The 14,534-nt window shown below is 28.6% G+C and carries 15 protein-coding genes and 1 tRNA gene; 10 read left to right on the forward strand and 6 right to left on the reverse strand.

Annotation, left to right across the window (positions count from 1 at the left end):
- The first annotated feature begins 12 nt into the window (after window positions 1–12).
- Window positions 13–1,062: an FAD-binding oxidoreductase gene (locus tag Q0958_RS16555; RefSeq protein ID WP_366140167.1), complete on the forward strand. Its 1,050-nt coding sequence runs from the start codon at window positions 13–15 to the stop codon at window positions 1,060–1,062.
- A gap of 4 nt (window positions 1,063–1,066) precedes the next feature.
- Here the strand turns inward: Q0958_RS16555 and Q0958_RS16560 are convergent, their stop codons facing one another.
- Window positions 1,067–1,462, reverse strand: coding sequence for a DUF983 domain-containing protein (locus Q0958_RS16560; protein ID WP_150900119.1), 396 nt, complete (start codon window positions 1,460–1,462; stop codon window positions 1,067–1,069).
- 116 nt (window positions 1,463–1,578) lie between these two features.
- On the opposite strand from Q0958_RS16560, the gene Q0958_RS16565 reads away from it, so the two are divergent.
- Both Q0958_RS16565 and Q0958_RS16570 read left to right on the forward strand, forming a co-directional pair.
- Window positions 1,579–3,498 (forward strand): ABC-F family ATP-binding cassette domain-containing protein, encoded by a 1,920-nt coding sequence (locus Q0958_RS16565; RefSeq protein WP_299125065.1) that lies wholly within the window; start codon window positions 1,579–1,581, stop codon window positions 3,496–3,498.
- A gap of 1 nt (window position 3,499) precedes the next feature.
- Window positions 3,500–4,057: a hypothetical protein gene (locus Q0958_RS16570; protein ID WP_299125067.1), complete on the forward strand. Its 558-nt coding sequence runs from the start codon at window positions 3,500–3,502 to the stop codon at window positions 4,055–4,057.
- A 59-nt stretch (window positions 4,058–4,116) separates the two neighbouring features.
- On the opposite strand, the gene Q0958_RS16575 is transcribed toward Q0958_RS16570, so the two are convergent.
- The gene (locus tag Q0958_RS16575) at window positions 4,117–4,539 is read right to left on the reverse strand and encodes a GNAT family N-acetyltransferase (RefSeq protein ID WP_299125069.1); all 423 of its coding nucleotides are present in this window, start codon (window positions 4,537–4,539) and stop codon (window positions 4,117–4,119) included.
- A gap of 33 nt (window positions 4,540–4,572) precedes the next feature.
- Window positions 4,573–5,541, reverse strand: coding sequence for a hypothetical protein (locus Q0958_RS16580; RefSeq protein ID WP_299125071.1), 969 nt, complete (start codon window positions 5,539–5,541; stop codon window positions 4,573–4,575).
- Window positions 5,542–5,757: 216 nt separating this feature from the next.
- Between Q0958_RS16580 and Q0958_RS16585 the strand changes: the two genes are divergently transcribed.
- Together Q0958_RS16585 and Q0958_RS16590 are read left to right on the forward strand one after the other, a co-directional pair.
- Window positions 5,758–6,645: a pyridoxal-phosphate dependent enzyme gene (locus tag Q0958_RS16585; RefSeq protein WP_299125094.1), complete on the forward strand. Its 888-nt coding sequence runs from the start codon at window positions 5,758–5,760 to the stop codon at window positions 6,643–6,645.
- Window positions 6,645–7,436 (forward strand): glucosaminidase domain-containing protein, encoded by a 792-nt coding sequence (locus Q0958_RS16590; protein ID WP_299125073.1) that lies wholly within the window; start codon window positions 6,645–6,647, stop codon window positions 7,434–7,436. The genes Q0958_RS16585 and Q0958_RS16590 overlap by 1 nt, the downstream gene beginning before the upstream one ends.
- Window positions 7,437–7,487: 51 nt before the next feature.
- Here the strand turns inward: Q0958_RS16590 and Q0958_RS16595 are convergent, their stop codons facing one another.
- A complete protein-coding gene (locus tag Q0958_RS16595) occupies window positions 7,488–8,606 on the reverse strand; it encodes a VWA domain-containing protein (RefSeq protein WP_299125075.1) in 1,119 nt (372 codons plus the stop codon).
- Between the two features lie 228 nt (window positions 8,607–8,834).
- On the opposite strand from Q0958_RS16595, the gene Q0958_RS16600 reads away from it, so the two are divergent.
- Genes Q0958_RS16600 through Q0958_RS16615 form a run of 4 tightly spaced genes read left to right on the forward strand, consistent with a single transcriptional unit; the run spans window position 8,835 to window position 12,677 of the window.
- Entirely contained in the window at window positions 8,835–11,066 is a 2,232-nt protein-coding gene (locus Q0958_RS16600; protein ID WP_299125077.1) for a histidine kinase, read from the forward strand.
- A complete protein-coding gene (locus tag Q0958_RS16605; RefSeq protein ID WP_299125079.1) occupies window positions 11,063–11,794 on the forward strand; it encodes a LytTR family DNA-binding domain-containing protein in 732 nt (243 codons plus the stop codon). The genes Q0958_RS16600 and Q0958_RS16605 overlap by 4 nt, the downstream gene beginning before the upstream one ends.
- 2 nt (window positions 11,795–11,796) lie before the next feature.
- Window positions 11,797–12,159 carry a hypothetical protein gene (locus Q0958_RS16610; protein WP_299125081.1) on the forward strand — a complete coding sequence of 121 codons (363 nt, stop codon included), beginning with the start codon at window positions 11,797–11,799 and terminating at the stop codon, window positions 12,157–12,159.
- A 2-nt stretch (window positions 12,160–12,161) separates the two neighbouring features.
- Entirely contained in the window at window positions 12,162–12,677 is a 516-nt protein-coding gene (locus Q0958_RS16615; RefSeq protein WP_299125083.1) for a gamma carbonic anhydrase family protein, read from the forward strand.
- Window positions 12,678–12,737: 60 nt separating this feature from the next.
- Here Q0958_RS16615 and Q0958_RS16620 read toward each other — a convergent pair whose 3' ends face one another.
- On the reverse strand, window positions 12,738–13,205 hold the full coding sequence (locus Q0958_RS16620; protein ID WP_299125085.1) for a hypothetical protein: 468 nt from the start codon (window positions 13,203–13,205) through the stop codon (window positions 12,738–12,740).
- 103 nt (window positions 13,206–13,308) lie between these two features.
- Between Q0958_RS16620 and Q0958_RS16625 the strand changes: the two genes are divergently transcribed.
- Entirely contained in the window at window positions 13,309–14,286 is a 978-nt protein-coding gene (locus Q0958_RS16625) for an endonuclease/exonuclease/phosphatase family protein (RefSeq protein WP_299125088.1), read from the forward strand.
- Between the two features lie 172 nt (window positions 14,287–14,458).
- On the opposite strand, the gene Q0958_RS16630 is transcribed toward Q0958_RS16625, so the two are convergent.
- A tRNA-Phe gene (locus Q0958_RS16630) sits at window positions 14,459–14,531 on the reverse strand.
- Between the last annotated feature and the right edge of the window lie 3 nt (window positions 14,532–14,534).

Genomic DNA, 14,534 nt, shown 5'->3' on the forward strand with positions numbered 1-14,534 from the left:
TATTTTTGAACTATGAATATTGAGGTTGATTATATTATAGTAGGTTTAGGTTTAGCTGGGATATCGTTTGCTGAAATCTTAGAAAGAAATAATAAGAGTTTTGTCGTTTTTGAAGATAATTCACAAAACTCCTCTATAGTAGCAGGCGGAGTATATAATCCCGTAATATTAAAACGTTTTACGCCTGTTTGGAATGGACATAAACAAATAGAATTAGCAAAGCCATTTTATAAAAATCTAGAAGAAAAACTATCAACTCAATTAGATTATGAATTTCCAACGAAAAAAGTGTTCAATAGCATAGGGGATGAAAACAATTGGTTTATAGCTTCAGATAAGCCAATGTTAGCTCAATACATGCTTCCTAAGGTGTTAAAAGGAAAAATTGATGGTATTGTAGGTGATTTTGGATTTGGTGAATTAAAAGGTACAGGAAGAGTTGATACTACAACGCTTGTAAAATTGTATAAAGCGTATTTGAATGAAAAGAACTTGTTAATAAATGAAAGTTTTAAACATTCAGAGCTAATTTTAAAAGGAGAAAAAGTAAATTATAATAATTTCATTGCTAATAGAGTTGTTTTTTGTGAAGGTTTTGGAGTAAAGAATAATCCATATTTTAATGAGCTTCCATTAAAAGAGGCAAAAGGAGAAACGATAACAATTCATGCACCAGAATTAAAAATCAATTTCTTATTAAAATCTAGTGTGTTTGTAATGCCATTAGGTAATGATTATTACAAGGTTGGAGCCACATTTAATTGGACAGATAAAACTTCATTACCTACAAAGGAAGGAAGAAAAGAGTTGGAAGATAAACTACAAAAAGTAATTTCAGTTCCATACACGGTTACCAATCAGTTGGCAGGAATTAGACCTACAGTAAAAGATAGAAGGCCTTTAGTAGGAGTACACCCTAAATATAAACAATTAGCTGTTTTAAACGGTTTAGGAACTCGAGGTGTTATGATAGGCCCAAGTATAGCTACAAGCTTATTTAAACACTTAGAAAAAGGTGAAAAACTAGATAAAGAAATTGATATAAAAAGGTTTGAAAAATAAATTGTTATTTCTCAGATTGTAATTCCTTAGCCTTTTTATTGTATGATACAAAGAGGTTAATCCAGATAATACGAGATAAGCGTAAATTGATAGGAGTTAATAATAGAGAAACAACTACAATAGATATAAAACTCTTTAAGATTGAGAGTCCAAGGAAAACTTTAGCTATAATAAAAATACCAACAAACAAAGCAACAGCAATAGCATAGTTAACATACATTGCACCAAAGAAAAAAGAAGGCTCCATCATGTATTTTAAATTACATTTAGGGCAATTTTCATGCAATGTTGTTATTTTTTTTGGATTGAAAGATATACGATATTTAAAAAACTCACCTTCATGACAACGAGGGCATTTACTTTTAAAAATACTGTATAGTTTACTTCCTTTTCCAAACATATCTTATTATTGGCCTAATTAATTATTTCGTTTTGTAAGTTTGCACAAATTTCAACAAAAATAACACAGTATTTTGTAACAGTAGTTACAAAAACAAAGTAATTCGTAAAAAGACTATGTTAAACGTACATAATTTATCGGTTTCGTTCATGGGAACAGATTTATTCTCAGGAATCACTTTTAAATTAAATAAAGGAGATAGAATAGGATTGATTGGGAAAAATGGAGCAGGAAAATCTACTTTATTAAAAGTGCTTTCTAAAGATATTGAAAGCAGTGGAGGTACTATGGCTTTTGATAAAGAAGTACGAATAGGTTTTTTACGTCAGGATATAGATTTTGTTCATGGTAGAACAATATTAGAAGAAGCGTATCAGGCATTTACAGAAATTAAAGAAATAGAATTTGAACTTGATGAAATTAACCAACAGTTAGCCGAACGAACCGATTATGAAAGTGAAGCTTATAATGATTTAATTATAAGCTTGAATGAAAAAACAGAGCGTTATGAGTTGTTGGGAGGTTATAATTATCAGGGAGAAACAGAAAAGATTTTACAAGGTCTAGGATTTCAAAGAGAAGATTTTGATAAACTTACGGATACTTTCTCAGGAGGGTGGCGTATGCGTATTGAATTAGCTAAATTATTATTGCAAAATAATGATATATTATTGCTGGATGAGCCTACTAACCACTTAGATATTGAATCGATTATTTGGTTAGAAAACTTCTTAAAAAATTATGCAGGAGCAGTAGTTTTAGTTTCGCATGATAAGATGTTTTTAGATAATGTAACTAATAGAACTATAGAAATATCTTTAGGTCAAATTTACGATTACAAAAAGCCTTATTCGGAATTTTTAAAGCTACGTGCTGAAATAAAAGAAAAGCAATTACAAGCGCAAAAGAATCAACAAAAAGAAATTGAGCATACAGAAAAGCTTATTGAGAAGTTTAGAGCTAAGGCTAATAAGGCTGCAATGGCTCAATCCTTAATAAAGAAGCTTGATAGAGTAGAACGTATTGAAGTAGATCAAGATGATAATGCTACAATGAATGTTCGTTTTGCAATTTCAAAAGAGCCAGGTAAAATAATTGTAGAAGCAGAAAATTTAGCCAAAAGTTATGGAGAAAAACAAGTGCTTCAAAATGTAGATTTACTAATAGAGCGCAATAGTAAAATAGCTTTTGTTGGTCAAAATGGACAAGGGAAATCTACCTTAGCCAAAATGATGGTGGGAGAAATTCCGTTTGAAGGAAACTTAAAATTAGGGCACAACGTAGAAATAGGATATTTTGCTCAAAATCAATCAGAAGAATTACCACCAGAAAAAACAGTATTGGAAATTATGGAAGATGCTGCAACAGACTCTAATAGAATACGAGTTAGAGATATGTTAGGGTCATTCTTATTCGGAGGAGAAGCAGTTGATAAAAAAGCAAAAGTATTATCGGGAGGAGAACGAAATCGTTTGGCATTATGTAAATTATTATTATCACCTTTCAATGTGTTAATAATGGATGAGCCTACGAATCACCTAGACATAGCTTCAAAAAATGTACTAAAGAAAGCACTTCAAAACTTTGAAGGAACATTAATTATAGTGTCCCACGATCGTGATTTTTTACAAGGTTTAACTACAACAGTTTATGGCTTTAAAGACAAAGTAATAAAAGAATATTTAGGAGATATTGATTACTTCTTAGAGCAGCATAAAATGGAAAGTTTACGTGATGCAGAAAAGAAAACAGTTGTAAAAGAAGGGAAAGAGACTTCAAAAAAGGAAAGCTATAAATTATCTAGAGAACAAGAAAAAGAAATAAAAAAGCTAAAAAATAAGATAAATAAAATTGAAAATAGAATAGCTGATATCGAAGCAGAAATAGAAAAAATAGACTTAGAATTAGCCCAAAACTATGAAGAGGTATCTTCTCAACCTAATTTCTTTGAAAACTATAAAGCAAAGAAGGCAGAGGTTGATACTTTAATGGAAGAATGGGAAACAATTGAAGAACAAATTGCAAATTATAATTAAAATGAAAAAGTATTTAATCATCACACTTTTAGTGCTAATATCTTGTAGTAGTAATGAAGATAACTATGAAATGAAAGATATGACTATAGTTACGGGAATAAAATTAGTAAATGATTTTGGGCTAGAAATAGGTTATTTAGGAAATCCTAATGGGTTGTTTTATAAGAAAGAAAAAGATCAAAATAATCCTTCTAAATATGTGAAGAATAAAATTGTTACGATGTATCCAATACCAGCAGTCAATGCTTTTGAGTTAATTTCTAAAAAAAATATTTTAAGGGTTTGGATTTTGAGAGGACAATCAACAAGTGTATTTAAAAATGTTGTTTTTGAAGATTATTTAACGAATGATTTATACACAGCTAATGAAGTTGCAATCAAAGCAGTTGATGAAATAAAACCAACAAAACTTACCAATTCATTAAGTATAAATGCAAGTAAGTTTGAGAATGGACTTTACAGAGTCTTTGTTGAACTTGAAGGAGGAGAAATATATTGGGAAAACACTTATATAGGAGATTACAATAATGACCAAGATTCTATAGACTTTTGGAAGTAAATAAAGTTATTAAATAAAAAAGCCCTTATAAGTATTAAGGGCTTTTTAATTCTTAATTATTATTGAAAAAATGTTTCCATAATAACGTAATCAATTCCTCCTTTGACAAATCGTTTATCAGTAACTTTTAAATTAAATTTTGTATAAAATTTAGATTTTTCTACTCGAGCATTACACCAAAGTTTTTTTAGTTTTTCTTCTTTTACTAAAGTAATTATATGTTTTAATAAAAAAGAACCATACCCTAAACCTTGGTACTTGGTTAATGTTGCAAATTTTCTGAATTGAGCTTGTTTATTTTTAACAAATAAAGAAATAACAGATACTAATTCTTCATTTATAAATAAACCAAAATGCCTAGCATCTTTATCGTTTTCTATGGAAACATAGTTTATAGGCATATTGGGCCACATAACTTTATGGCGTATGGGTAAAACATCTTTTGTTTTAATTGGTTTTATCTGAATATTTTTATGTGTCATTTAAGTATTCATAAAGTTGAAATCTAAGATATATTAATTCTTTTGCATTTGTTTAAAAAAGAATTTTATAACCTCAAAATTAATATCAGAAGTAGTCCAATGACCTACATTTTCATAAGTTTTAAAAGTAGGGGAAATATCATTGTTTTGGTATATTCTTTGACACTCTAAATATCTTTTATAAACAGATTTTCCAATATTTTGATTTATTATTTTACGTTCATTTTGGTCATAAGCATCATCAAATTGAACAGCATCATTTTTATCTAATCTACCCATATAGATAAATTGAGGAATTTGTTTGTATTCTTTAGAATCAAATTTTTGATGAAAGAGTTTTTCAAAATTCATTATTCCAATAGGATAATCTAATCTAACGTTATTAATTTTCTTTAAAGGCAACATAAGTTCTCCATTAAATCCACCAATAGCTAAGGCTTTAATTGTTTGAGGATGTATAAAGGAAAAACGATTTGTAAATGTTGCTGAAGCTGAAAAACCATTCATGAAAATTTTAGGAGCTACTTTAATGTTTAAGGAAGATAAAGTGTTTTTAGCATCATTTATCATTGCTAATAATTGTAAGTCTAATCGTTTCAATTCAGGAGTTTCTTCAAGCATTACATCTTTATCTAAAGCATGAGTATACATTAGAGGTTTAGAATTAGGTCTTGGAAAAACAGGGACAAGCAAAGGGATTTTTAACATTGTAGAAATATTATTTCCAACAGAACTTACTGAAGCAAGGTCAATAGCATGTTTTTTATGAAATTCTATATTATCAGATGTTTTTCCTGTGTTATTTGGTTCAACAAGTAAGAAAGTTGATTTGTTAAGAAGAGTTTTTTTAGGTATGAATAGAATATAATCATGATAAAAACCTTTTTTAGGTTTCTTTTTAATGATAATTAGGCTATCATTTTTGAAAGATTTTATTTTTAAATTTTGAGCAAAAGTGATAGAGTATGATATTGTTAAAAGTAAAAAGAGTATAAATCGCATTTAAAAAATATTTATTTTAAAATAGACGATTATCTTAATTGTATGTTGCAATAATTATTGTTAATAAAATATTAAAAGAATCAAGTATGTAAAAGTTCCAGTTTTCAGTAATAAATCTAGTATTTTTGCGTATCAAATACAGTAATATTGAGTAGTTTTAATAACTTTTTTTTTGAACAAGATTTTTTTAGCGAAAATCAAAAAGTTCTTCTTCCTATTTTAGAAGAAAAAGAAGTTACACTTTGTATAAAAAGAGAAGATCAAATTCACCCATTTGTTTCAGGGAATAAATTCAGAAAGCTTAAATACAATATAGCTAAAGCTAAAGAACAACAAAAAAGCACTTTGTTAACTTTTGGAGGAGCATTTTCTAATCATATTGCAGCAACAGCAATAGCAGGAAAATTGTCTGGGTTTAAAACCATAGGAGTAATAAGAGGAGATGAACTGGGAATAGATTTAGACAAAACATTAGCTCAAAATGAAACTCTAAGAGAGGCTTTTAAAAATGGGATGAAGTTTAAATTTGTTTCTCGATTAGTTTATAAACAAAAAACAGAAAAAACTTTTATAGAAGAACTTCAAAAAGAGTTTGGGGATTTTTATTTGGTGCCAGAGGGAGGAACTAATGAATTGGCAATAAAAGGTTGTAAAGAAATCTTAACAAAAGAAGATGAAAAATTCGATTATATTTGCTCTGCAATTGGTACTGGAGGTACTATTTCTGGTTTAATAGAATCTGTAAAGGAACATCAAAAAGTAATTGGTTTTCCAGCACTAAAAGGAAGTTTTTTAGAAGAAGAAATTCAGCAGTTTGTAAAAAGGATCGGTAATTGGAATTTGGAAAGTGAGTATCATTTTGGAGGTTATGGAAAATTTAATACAGAACTGATTCGTTTTATCAATGAGTTTAAAAAAAATACAAATATTCCATTAGATCCAATTTACACAGGAAAAATGATGTTTGGAATACTAGAAAAGGTGAAGAAAGATGAATTTCCAAGAAATACGAAAATATTAGCAATTCATACAGGTGGTTTACAAGGAATAGCTGGGGTAAACCAAAAATTAAAGAATAAAAATCAAGAGATAATAAACATTTAATGAGAATAAAGTTAGTTTTTTATATAGCAATTTGTACAACATTTTTAGCAAGTTGTGGTTCTAATAAAAATGTAGTCAAGTCAAAGCAAAAAGAAATTGTTTTGGAAGAGGTTGAAGAAGTTGTACCAGAGTTACCGCAAATAGAGCAGGTAAAGAAGCCGTTAAAAACCAATGCAAATCATACAGTAGCTTATATTCAGAAATTTGCACCAATTGCTGTAAAAAAAATGCACGAACACAATATCCCAGCAAGTATAACATTAGCACAAGGGGTATTAGAGTCAGGAAGCGGAAGAAGTGATTTGGCTAGAAGATCAAATAACCATTTTGGAATCAAATGTCATAGAGGTTGGAAAGGAAAAAGTGTAACTCATGACGATGATGAAAAAGGAGAATGTTTCAGAAAATATAAATATCCAGAAACTTCATACGAAGATCATTCACAGTTTTTGCTTACTCGTAAGCGTTATGCAAGTTTATTTAAATTAGGACATACAAATTATAAAGGATGGGCTTATGGTTTACGTAGAGCAGGTTACGCAACAGATAAACGCTATCCGCAAAAATTAATAGGTATTATAAAGAAGTATGGTTTGGCAAAATACGATAGAATAAAGCACAAAAACTATAGAAAGCCTCAAAGAGTTAATGCAGCCTATCATGAAGTACAAAAAGGTGATACTTTGTATTCTATTGCTAGAAAATACCAAACTACAGTAAGTAAAATTAAGGAAGCTAATGGACTTACAAGTAACAGTATTAGTATAGGAGAAAAATTAGTAATAAAATAAAAAAAGCGGAGTACCACTCCGCTTCGAAACTAACTACTAATCAAACTAAACCTACCAAGAGTAGTTTTTCTTTTTCGCTTGGTTTTTTATAGCTTTAATCATAACACTTTCCAACTCGTTATTCTTAGAAGATTCACGTTGTTTTTTAGCCACGTATAGTTTTCTTTTTTTATCTAATTCTTTTATTTTTTTTTGAATTTCTAATCGTTCTTTACGTTTAGTTTCTACATATTTTTTTATTTCTTTTGATGACTTGTTTTGCAAATGTTTAGGAAGTTGCTTTTTCTTTAGTTCGTTATAATCAATTTCTTTTTCTTCAGAAGCATCAACTAAATCCCATTCAGCATTTTTATATAATTTAGAACTTTTGGTAACAGCTCTTTTTACAACAACTACTTCATTTAAAGTAAGTGCATTAGAATCTTGTTTTGTTTGATTACTATATTTAGAATATCCTTTATTTCCATAATGAATATAAGTTTTGTTTAGTTTCTTGTTTAAAATGATAATGTCTTTGTCATAAGGAGTAACTATATGAACAATGTGCTTATTATGATTTATAGTCATGTAATCACCTCCACCATAAATAGCTCCATCTTGCCACATTCCAGAAATTCCTAAATTATAATCACCACAAAAAATGGTGTTAATAGTGATATCTTTTTCTTTAGCATTGGTAATAGCATCTTTATAGTTTAACTTACCCTGTGTAAAAGGTTCGTTTCCTGCGATAAAAATCATTTTTAAATCACCCTTTCTTTTACCCCAATCTAGTTCATTAAGAGAAGTTTGAATAACTTGTCCACAAAATTCACTACCTCCGTTTGTGGTTAAAGAAAATAAACGCTCAGAAATATCATCTAAGTTACTAGTGAATTGTAATACCTGACGAATATATCCTTCTTTAGACGATAGTTGATCGTTACCATACTCATACAATGCAATTTCCAATTTGGGAGTTACTCCATTACATTTGGCATAAGATAATTCGTTTACAATTTCCCATAATTGAGCTTTTGCTTGATTAATAAGCCCATCCATACTATTACTTGTATCTAATAATAAAGCAACCTTGGTGGTTTGTTTTTTAGTCTTAGGATTAGTAGCATAACCAACTATAGAAAATAAAAAAGCAAAAACGAATAGGGTATTCAAAACTTGAGTTTTCATAATTTTTTTGTTTTTAAGTTATTAATAGTTTGGTAGCTAATCACTTCAAAACTAAGAGTAACTTAATTGGTAAAAAAACGAAAATGAGTAAACCGTTAATGTTATTGAGTAACTAAGGTTAGGAAATGAGTAAAGGAGGTTTTTGATCAGTGTTTTAAAGAAGTTATGGGAGTTTTCAATTTTTTGAACTCAGTTTTTGTATGTATGTTTACATTAATTAAAAGAAAGATGAATAAAAAAATAAACATAATATTTACTTTATTATTATTGAGTGTTTCTTTAGTTTTTGCTCAAAATGAAGGGGTTGATGCTAAAGAATTTTCGGTAAAAGTAAAAATTGTTGATGATGATTCAGGAGAAGTAATTAAAAATGCAGATGTATCAGTAAATGGGAGAAGGTTTTCGTTTTCAAATTCTCAAAATCGATATATTGTTAGAGCAAAATCAAAAGATGAACTTGTGGTTACTCATCCAGATTTTATGACTGTTTTTTATACCATAAAAGATAATGAAGATATAAAGGTTTTAATAAAGAATTTTGAAGGAAAGAAAAACTCAAAATATAGTTTTAATAAGATTTCTTTTGAAAGTAGTGAAAATCGAATAAGGAAAAGAAAAGCTAATTTGTTTGATAAATATTACGATTCAGTAAAATTTTATAAGCAAAAAAACTTAGATAAAAGTTTAACTTTTGTTGAGAAAATGTTGAATGAAAGTGAGACGAAAAGAAGAAAATCTGTTTCTTACAAAGAGCTAGGAGAAATATATACATATTGGAAACAGTATGATTTAGCCATAGAAAATTATAAGGCATCCATTAAAGAGGTTAATGATAATAAAGTATTGTTATTGCTCGCTAAAACAGAACTATTAGCCTTAAAAAATGGAGACGCAAAGAGAAATTATAAAAAAGTACTCAAAGGAAAATTAAGTAAATATGATCGTTTACTAGCGTATGAAGGTTTAGGCGATACGCACAAAAATTTATTAGAGTTTAATAAAGCTATAGATAACTATAAAAGCGCTTTGAAAATAGCTCAAGAAAATCAAATTAAATCTAAAATAACGGACCTAAATGCTAGGTTGGCAGAAGTTTATGTTGAGTTAGGAGAAGAAAAGAAAGCAGATTCGTTATTTAAAAATTCTTTGGATTATGCCTATGATAATGCTGGGCGTACATTTAATTCTTTGAAAGTACAACAAAAAGTTGCCGATTACTACAATCAAGCTCAGCGTTACGATGATGAAATTGATTTAAGGAAAGAGAGTTTAAAAAATGCAAAAAACATAATAGTTAATGAAGAAGATAAAGAATCGCAAGTAGACTCTATCACTTCCCAAAAAATAAATTATAAGATAGGAAATGCCTATATTTTAAAAGAGGAATATAACGAGGCAATACCCTATTTAAAAAAGAGTATAGAAGAGGCTGATAAAAATGAAGATATTATTATTCAAAAAGATGCAACTCGTAAACTTTCTGAAGTTTTAGAATCAGTAGGAAACAATAAAGGAGCATTAGAAGCTTATCAAAGTTATGTTAAGTTGGTTGACACACTATATTCAAGGAAAGAACAAGAGATACAACAAATCAAACGTTTTGGTAGGAGAATTGCAGAAAGTCAAAATAGAATATCAAGTTTAGAAAAAGATAAGGAACTAGCAGATAATAAAATAGATTTAGCTTATAAGGATCAGCAATTAACTCAAGAAAGTAATAAACGTCAAGAATTAATAATTTATTCGTTAATAGCAGGAATTTTATTAATGTGCTTATTAGCCTATTTTATGCATCGTACCAATAAAGAACAAAAGCTAGCGAATAATTTATTAGCACTAAAATCGATGCGTTCACAAATGAATCCTCATTTTATATTCAATGCATTAAATTCAGTAAATAATTTTATTGCGGTAAACGATGAACGTAGTGCAAATAGATATTTATCAGAGTTTTCAGTGTTAATGCGTTCAGTATTAGAGAATTCTGATGAAGATTTTATTCCGCTTACTAAAGAGATTGAATTGTTAGAGCTTTACGTAAAACTTGAACATAATCGATTTAAAGATAAATTTGAATATCTGATTTCTGTTGACGAAAAAATAAAATTAGATACTTATACCATTCCTCCAATGTTATTACAACCTTATATAGAAAATGCAATTTGGCATGGGCTTCGATATAAAAAAGAGAAAGGAAATTTAGTTATTTCTATGAATCAATATGATGAACAAAGTATTGTCATAACTATTCAAGATGATGGTGTTGGACGAAAGAAATCCAAGGAAATGAAAACTAAACACCAACTAAAACAGAAGTCAAAAGGAATGAGTACAATTCAAAATAGAATAGCTATTTTGAATGATATGTATAAAGATAGAATAGCAGTTTCTATTTCTGACTTGTTAGAAGATGGAAAAGGGACAAAAGTAGAAATGATTTTAAAAAGAAAAGAGCAATGAAATTGAAAGCAATTATAATAGAAGATGAAGCAATAGGAAGAGATATATTAAGGAATTATTTATCAAAATATTGCCCAAATATTCAATTGGTAGGAGAAGCAAGTAACATAGATGACGGACAAAAATTAATTGAAAATAACGAGCTAGATTTAGTGTTTTTAGATGTAGAAATGCCTTATGGAAATGGGTTTGATTTATTAGATAGAATACACAGTCAAACATTTGAAACAATTTTTGTAACAGCTTATGATCATTATGCAATAGAAGCGTTAAACAATCAAGCAACATACTATTTATTAAAACCTATTTCAATAGATGAGTTAATAAAGGCAGTAAGTTTAGTAACAGAAATAAAGGAAAGAGAAAAAGAATTAGAAAATACAGTATTGATACCTAAAAATAGTTTAGGACCAGAGAAGATAACGATTCCTCAGCAAGATGGATTTGAAGTAATTGATATTAACGATATTCAGTTTTGTAAAGCAGATGATAATTATACTGAAATACATTTTTTAAACTCTAAAAAATTAGTTAGTAAGACATTAAAGTATTTTGAAGAATTATTAAAAGAAAGTTCATTTGCGAGGGTGCATAAATCGTACTTAGTAAATGTAAATATGATAGTTAAGTATAAAAAAGGAAAAGGAGGAAGTGTAATTTTATCTAATGGACAGGAAATTATGGTTTCATCATCAAAAAAAGCGAACCTATTATCATATTTTAAATAGAAATGAAAAAGATTGCATTATTAATTTTAGTACTTATTTTTTCTTCTTGTCACTTTAATGGAACAAAAGTTAACTTTGAAATAGTTAATAATACAGAATTTGTTATTGATTCATTAAAAATAGTTCCAAATTCAGAAAAAACATTAAACTTTATAACTTTAAAACCGTTTGAAAAATTTAATTATATAGTTGATATGTCTGATATCCCTCCAGTGGATGGAAGTTATAATTTGAGTTACAAAAAGAATAATGAGGTTGTAAATAAGAATTATGGTTATTATTCAAGAGGAATACCTCTAGAAGAACATGTAGTGGTTACTATAGAAAAAGATACAGTTACATTTAATCCAATAATATTAGAATAAAAATGAAAATTATAAAATCAGTAAATGGAAAATCGCCTCAAATACCAGAAGATTGCTATGTAGCAGAAAATGCAACAATTGTAGGAGATGTAGTGATGGGTAAAGAGTGTAGCGTTTGGTTTAATGCAGTAATAAGAGGAGATGTTCATTATATTAAAATGGGAGATAAAGTAAATGTACAAGATGGAGCAGTAATTCATGCAACATATCAAAAATCTCCAACGACAATAGGAAATAATGTATCTATAGGGCATAATGCAATAGTACATGGCTGTACAATACATGATAATGTTTTAGTAGGAATGGGAAGTATTATTATGGATGATTGTGTTGTTGAATCCAACTCAATTATAGCAGCAGGTGCAGTGGTGACCAAAAATACTAGAATTGAAAGCGGTAGTATTTATGCAGGTGTTCCAGCTAAAAAAGTAAAAGATATTTCAAAAGAATTAATATCTGGAGAGATAGATAGAATAGCCAACAATTATGTGAAATATTCAAGCTGGTTTAAAGAATAAAAAAAGCCCGGTTTTGTTTCCAAAACTGGGCCTTCAATCAAAAACTACTACTAATCAATTTTATTTTTCATCATCATTTTTATGATGTTTTTTCTTATGTTTTCTACGCTTCATTTTTTTCTTTGCTTTGTGCTTCTTTTTAGCAGCCATTTTCTCAAATCTTTCGTATTGTTTTTCATTTAAAATACGTTTCATATCAGTTTTAAAAGCAATTTGAGCATCTAGCATAGCACTTTTTTTAGCAAAACGTTCATTAGCTGTTAATTTTTTTCTTTCTTTTCCGCTTTCTTTCATTGCTTTTCTTTTTTCGTGCATAGCTTTACGTTTAGCTATTTTTTCAGCAAGTAAAGGTTTAATTTTACGTTGTTGAGCCGCAGTTAAATCTAACTTTAAAGTCATTTTTTTTACAGCTAATTCAGTTTGTTGCTCTACAGTTAATTTTTCAAAATCACCTTTTTTCCCTTTTTGAGCTTGAGTTGTTAAAGTAAATCCAACAGCTAAAACAAATAGTGCGATTAATTTCTTCATCTTTATAAAATTTTAAGTTTTTTAAATATTTACACATCTATGACTATGCTACTTTAAAAAAGTTTAAATTTGAAATACGTTTTTAACATTTCTTTAAAATTTTATGAAAAATATAATCAGAGTTTTGGTAAGGTTACTTGTTTTAGTAGCTGTAATGTTTGCAGTTTTTTTCTTTTGGGCATCATCTCCAACCATGGAAGCAAAAGAGTATTCAAAATTAATTGAAAATAAATACTCACAAAGTATAGATAATGATTCTATATATAGTATAGTTACATATAATGTTGGTTATTTGAGTGGAATGACAAATAATTTACCAATAGCAAAGCCTAAAGAGTTATTTGATTCTAATTTAAAGAAAGTAAAAGAAGAGTTAAATCAAGTACAGCCAGATATTATAGCTTTTCAAGAAATAGATTATAATGCATCTAGGTCCTATGAAGTTAATCAAGAAGATGAGTTTTCAAAATTGGGTTATAATTATATTGCTAGAGGAGTAAATTGGGATGAGCGTTATTTGCCATATCCATATTGGCCACCAAGTATGCATTTTGGAAAAGTGGTATCAGGACAATCAATATTAAGTAAGTATAAGTTAAAAGATTATGAACGTATTGTTTTAGAGCGAGTTCCAGATAGTCCATTTTACAGAGACGCTTTGTATTTAGATAGGTTGGTACAAGTAGTTAAAGTTATGTTGGAAGGAAAAGAAGTTGTAGTGATAAATATTCACTTAGAAGCATTTGATAAACCAACAAGAGTTCGTCAGTTTGAATATGTTTTAAATGTTTTTAAGAGATATAAAAATAGCTATCCAACAATTTTATTAGGAGATTTTAATTCGAAAGCTAGAGATCAAGAAGCGATTATCCAGAAGATGTTTAAAGAAGAGGGTATAGGTAATGCTGCGTTTAATAATCAAAACCCTGAAAATACATTTGATACTAAAGATTTATATGAACGTATAGATTATATCTTTTATACAGAAGATAGTATTGATTATGTTGAAGGGAAAGTCTTGAATGATTTTGGACAAGCATCAGATCACTTACCAGTAGAAATGAAATTTAAATTGAAATAAAAAATAAAACTCGAAGTGAAAGCTTCGAGTTTTTTATTGTGTAGATTATGCTGTATCAAATTTTGAGTTATTGGATTTTATTATAGACTCTCCATTTGGTTTTAAAGTAAGAAGAATTAATCTCCAGAAATAAGTTTAAATAAAAAACCCGAACGAATGTTCGGGTTTTCGGTGGTGCCTCCAGGAATCGAACCAGGGACACAAGGATTTTCAGTCCTTTGCTCTACCAACTGAGCTAAGGCACCAGT

Source organism: uncultured Tenacibaculum sp. (assembly GCF_947499065.1).
In the GTDB taxonomy this organism is placed as follows: domain Bacteria; phylum Bacteroidota; class Bacteroidia; order Flavobacteriales; family Flavobacteriaceae; genus Polaribacter.

Excerpts from the sequence above, each read along its gene's own strand:
- Q0958_RS16555 (WP_366140167.1), top strand. The coding sequence starts at position 13 with ATGAATATTGAGGTTGATTATATTATAGTAGGTTTAGGTTTAGCTGGG.
- Q0958_RS16560 (WP_150900119.1), bottom strand. The coding sequence starts at position 1,462 with ATGTTTGGAAAAGGAAGTAAACTATACAGTATTTTTAAAAGTAAATGC.
- Q0958_RS16565 (WP_299125065.1), top strand. The coding sequence starts at position 1,579 with ATGTTAAACGTACATAATTTATCGGTTTCGTTCATGGGAACAGATTTA.
- Q0958_RS16570 (WP_299125067.1), top strand. The coding sequence starts at position 3,500 with ATGAAAAAGTATTTAATCATCACACTTTTAGTGCTAATATCTTGTAGT.
- Q0958_RS16575 (WP_299125069.1), bottom strand. The coding sequence starts at position 4,539 with ATGACACATAAAAATATTCAGATAAAACCAATTAAAACAAAAGATGTT.
- Q0958_RS16580 (WP_299125071.1), bottom strand. The coding sequence starts at position 5,541 with ATGCGATTTATACTCTTTTTACTTTTAACAATATCATACTCTATCACT.
- Q0958_RS16590 (WP_299125073.1), top strand. The coding sequence starts at position 6,645 with ATGAGAATAAAGTTAGTTTTTTATATAGCAATTTGTACAACATTTTTA.
- Q0958_RS16595 (WP_299125075.1), bottom strand. The coding sequence starts at position 8,606 with ATGAAAACTCAAGTTTTGAATACCCTATTCGTTTTTGCTTTTTTATTT.
- Q0958_RS16600 (WP_299125077.1), top strand. The coding sequence starts at position 8,835 with ATGAATAAAAAAATAAACATAATATTTACTTTATTATTATTGAGTGTT.
- Q0958_RS16605 (WP_299125079.1), top strand. The coding sequence starts at position 11,063 with ATGAAATTGAAAGCAATTATAATAGAAGATGAAGCAATAGGAAGAGAT.
- Q0958_RS16610 (WP_299125081.1), top strand. The coding sequence starts at position 11,797 with ATGAAAAAGATTGCATTATTAATTTTAGTACTTATTTTTTCTTCTTGT.
- Q0958_RS16615 (WP_299125083.1), top strand. The coding sequence starts at position 12,162 with ATGAAAATTATAAAATCAGTAAATGGAAAATCGCCTCAAATACCAGAA.
- Q0958_RS16620 (WP_299125085.1), bottom strand. The coding sequence starts at position 13,205 with ATGAAGAAATTAATCGCACTATTTGTTTTAGCTGTTGGATTTACTTTA.
- Q0958_RS16625 (WP_299125088.1), top strand. The coding sequence starts at position 13,309 with ATGAAAAATATAATCAGAGTTTTGGTAAGGTTACTTGTTTTAGTAGCT.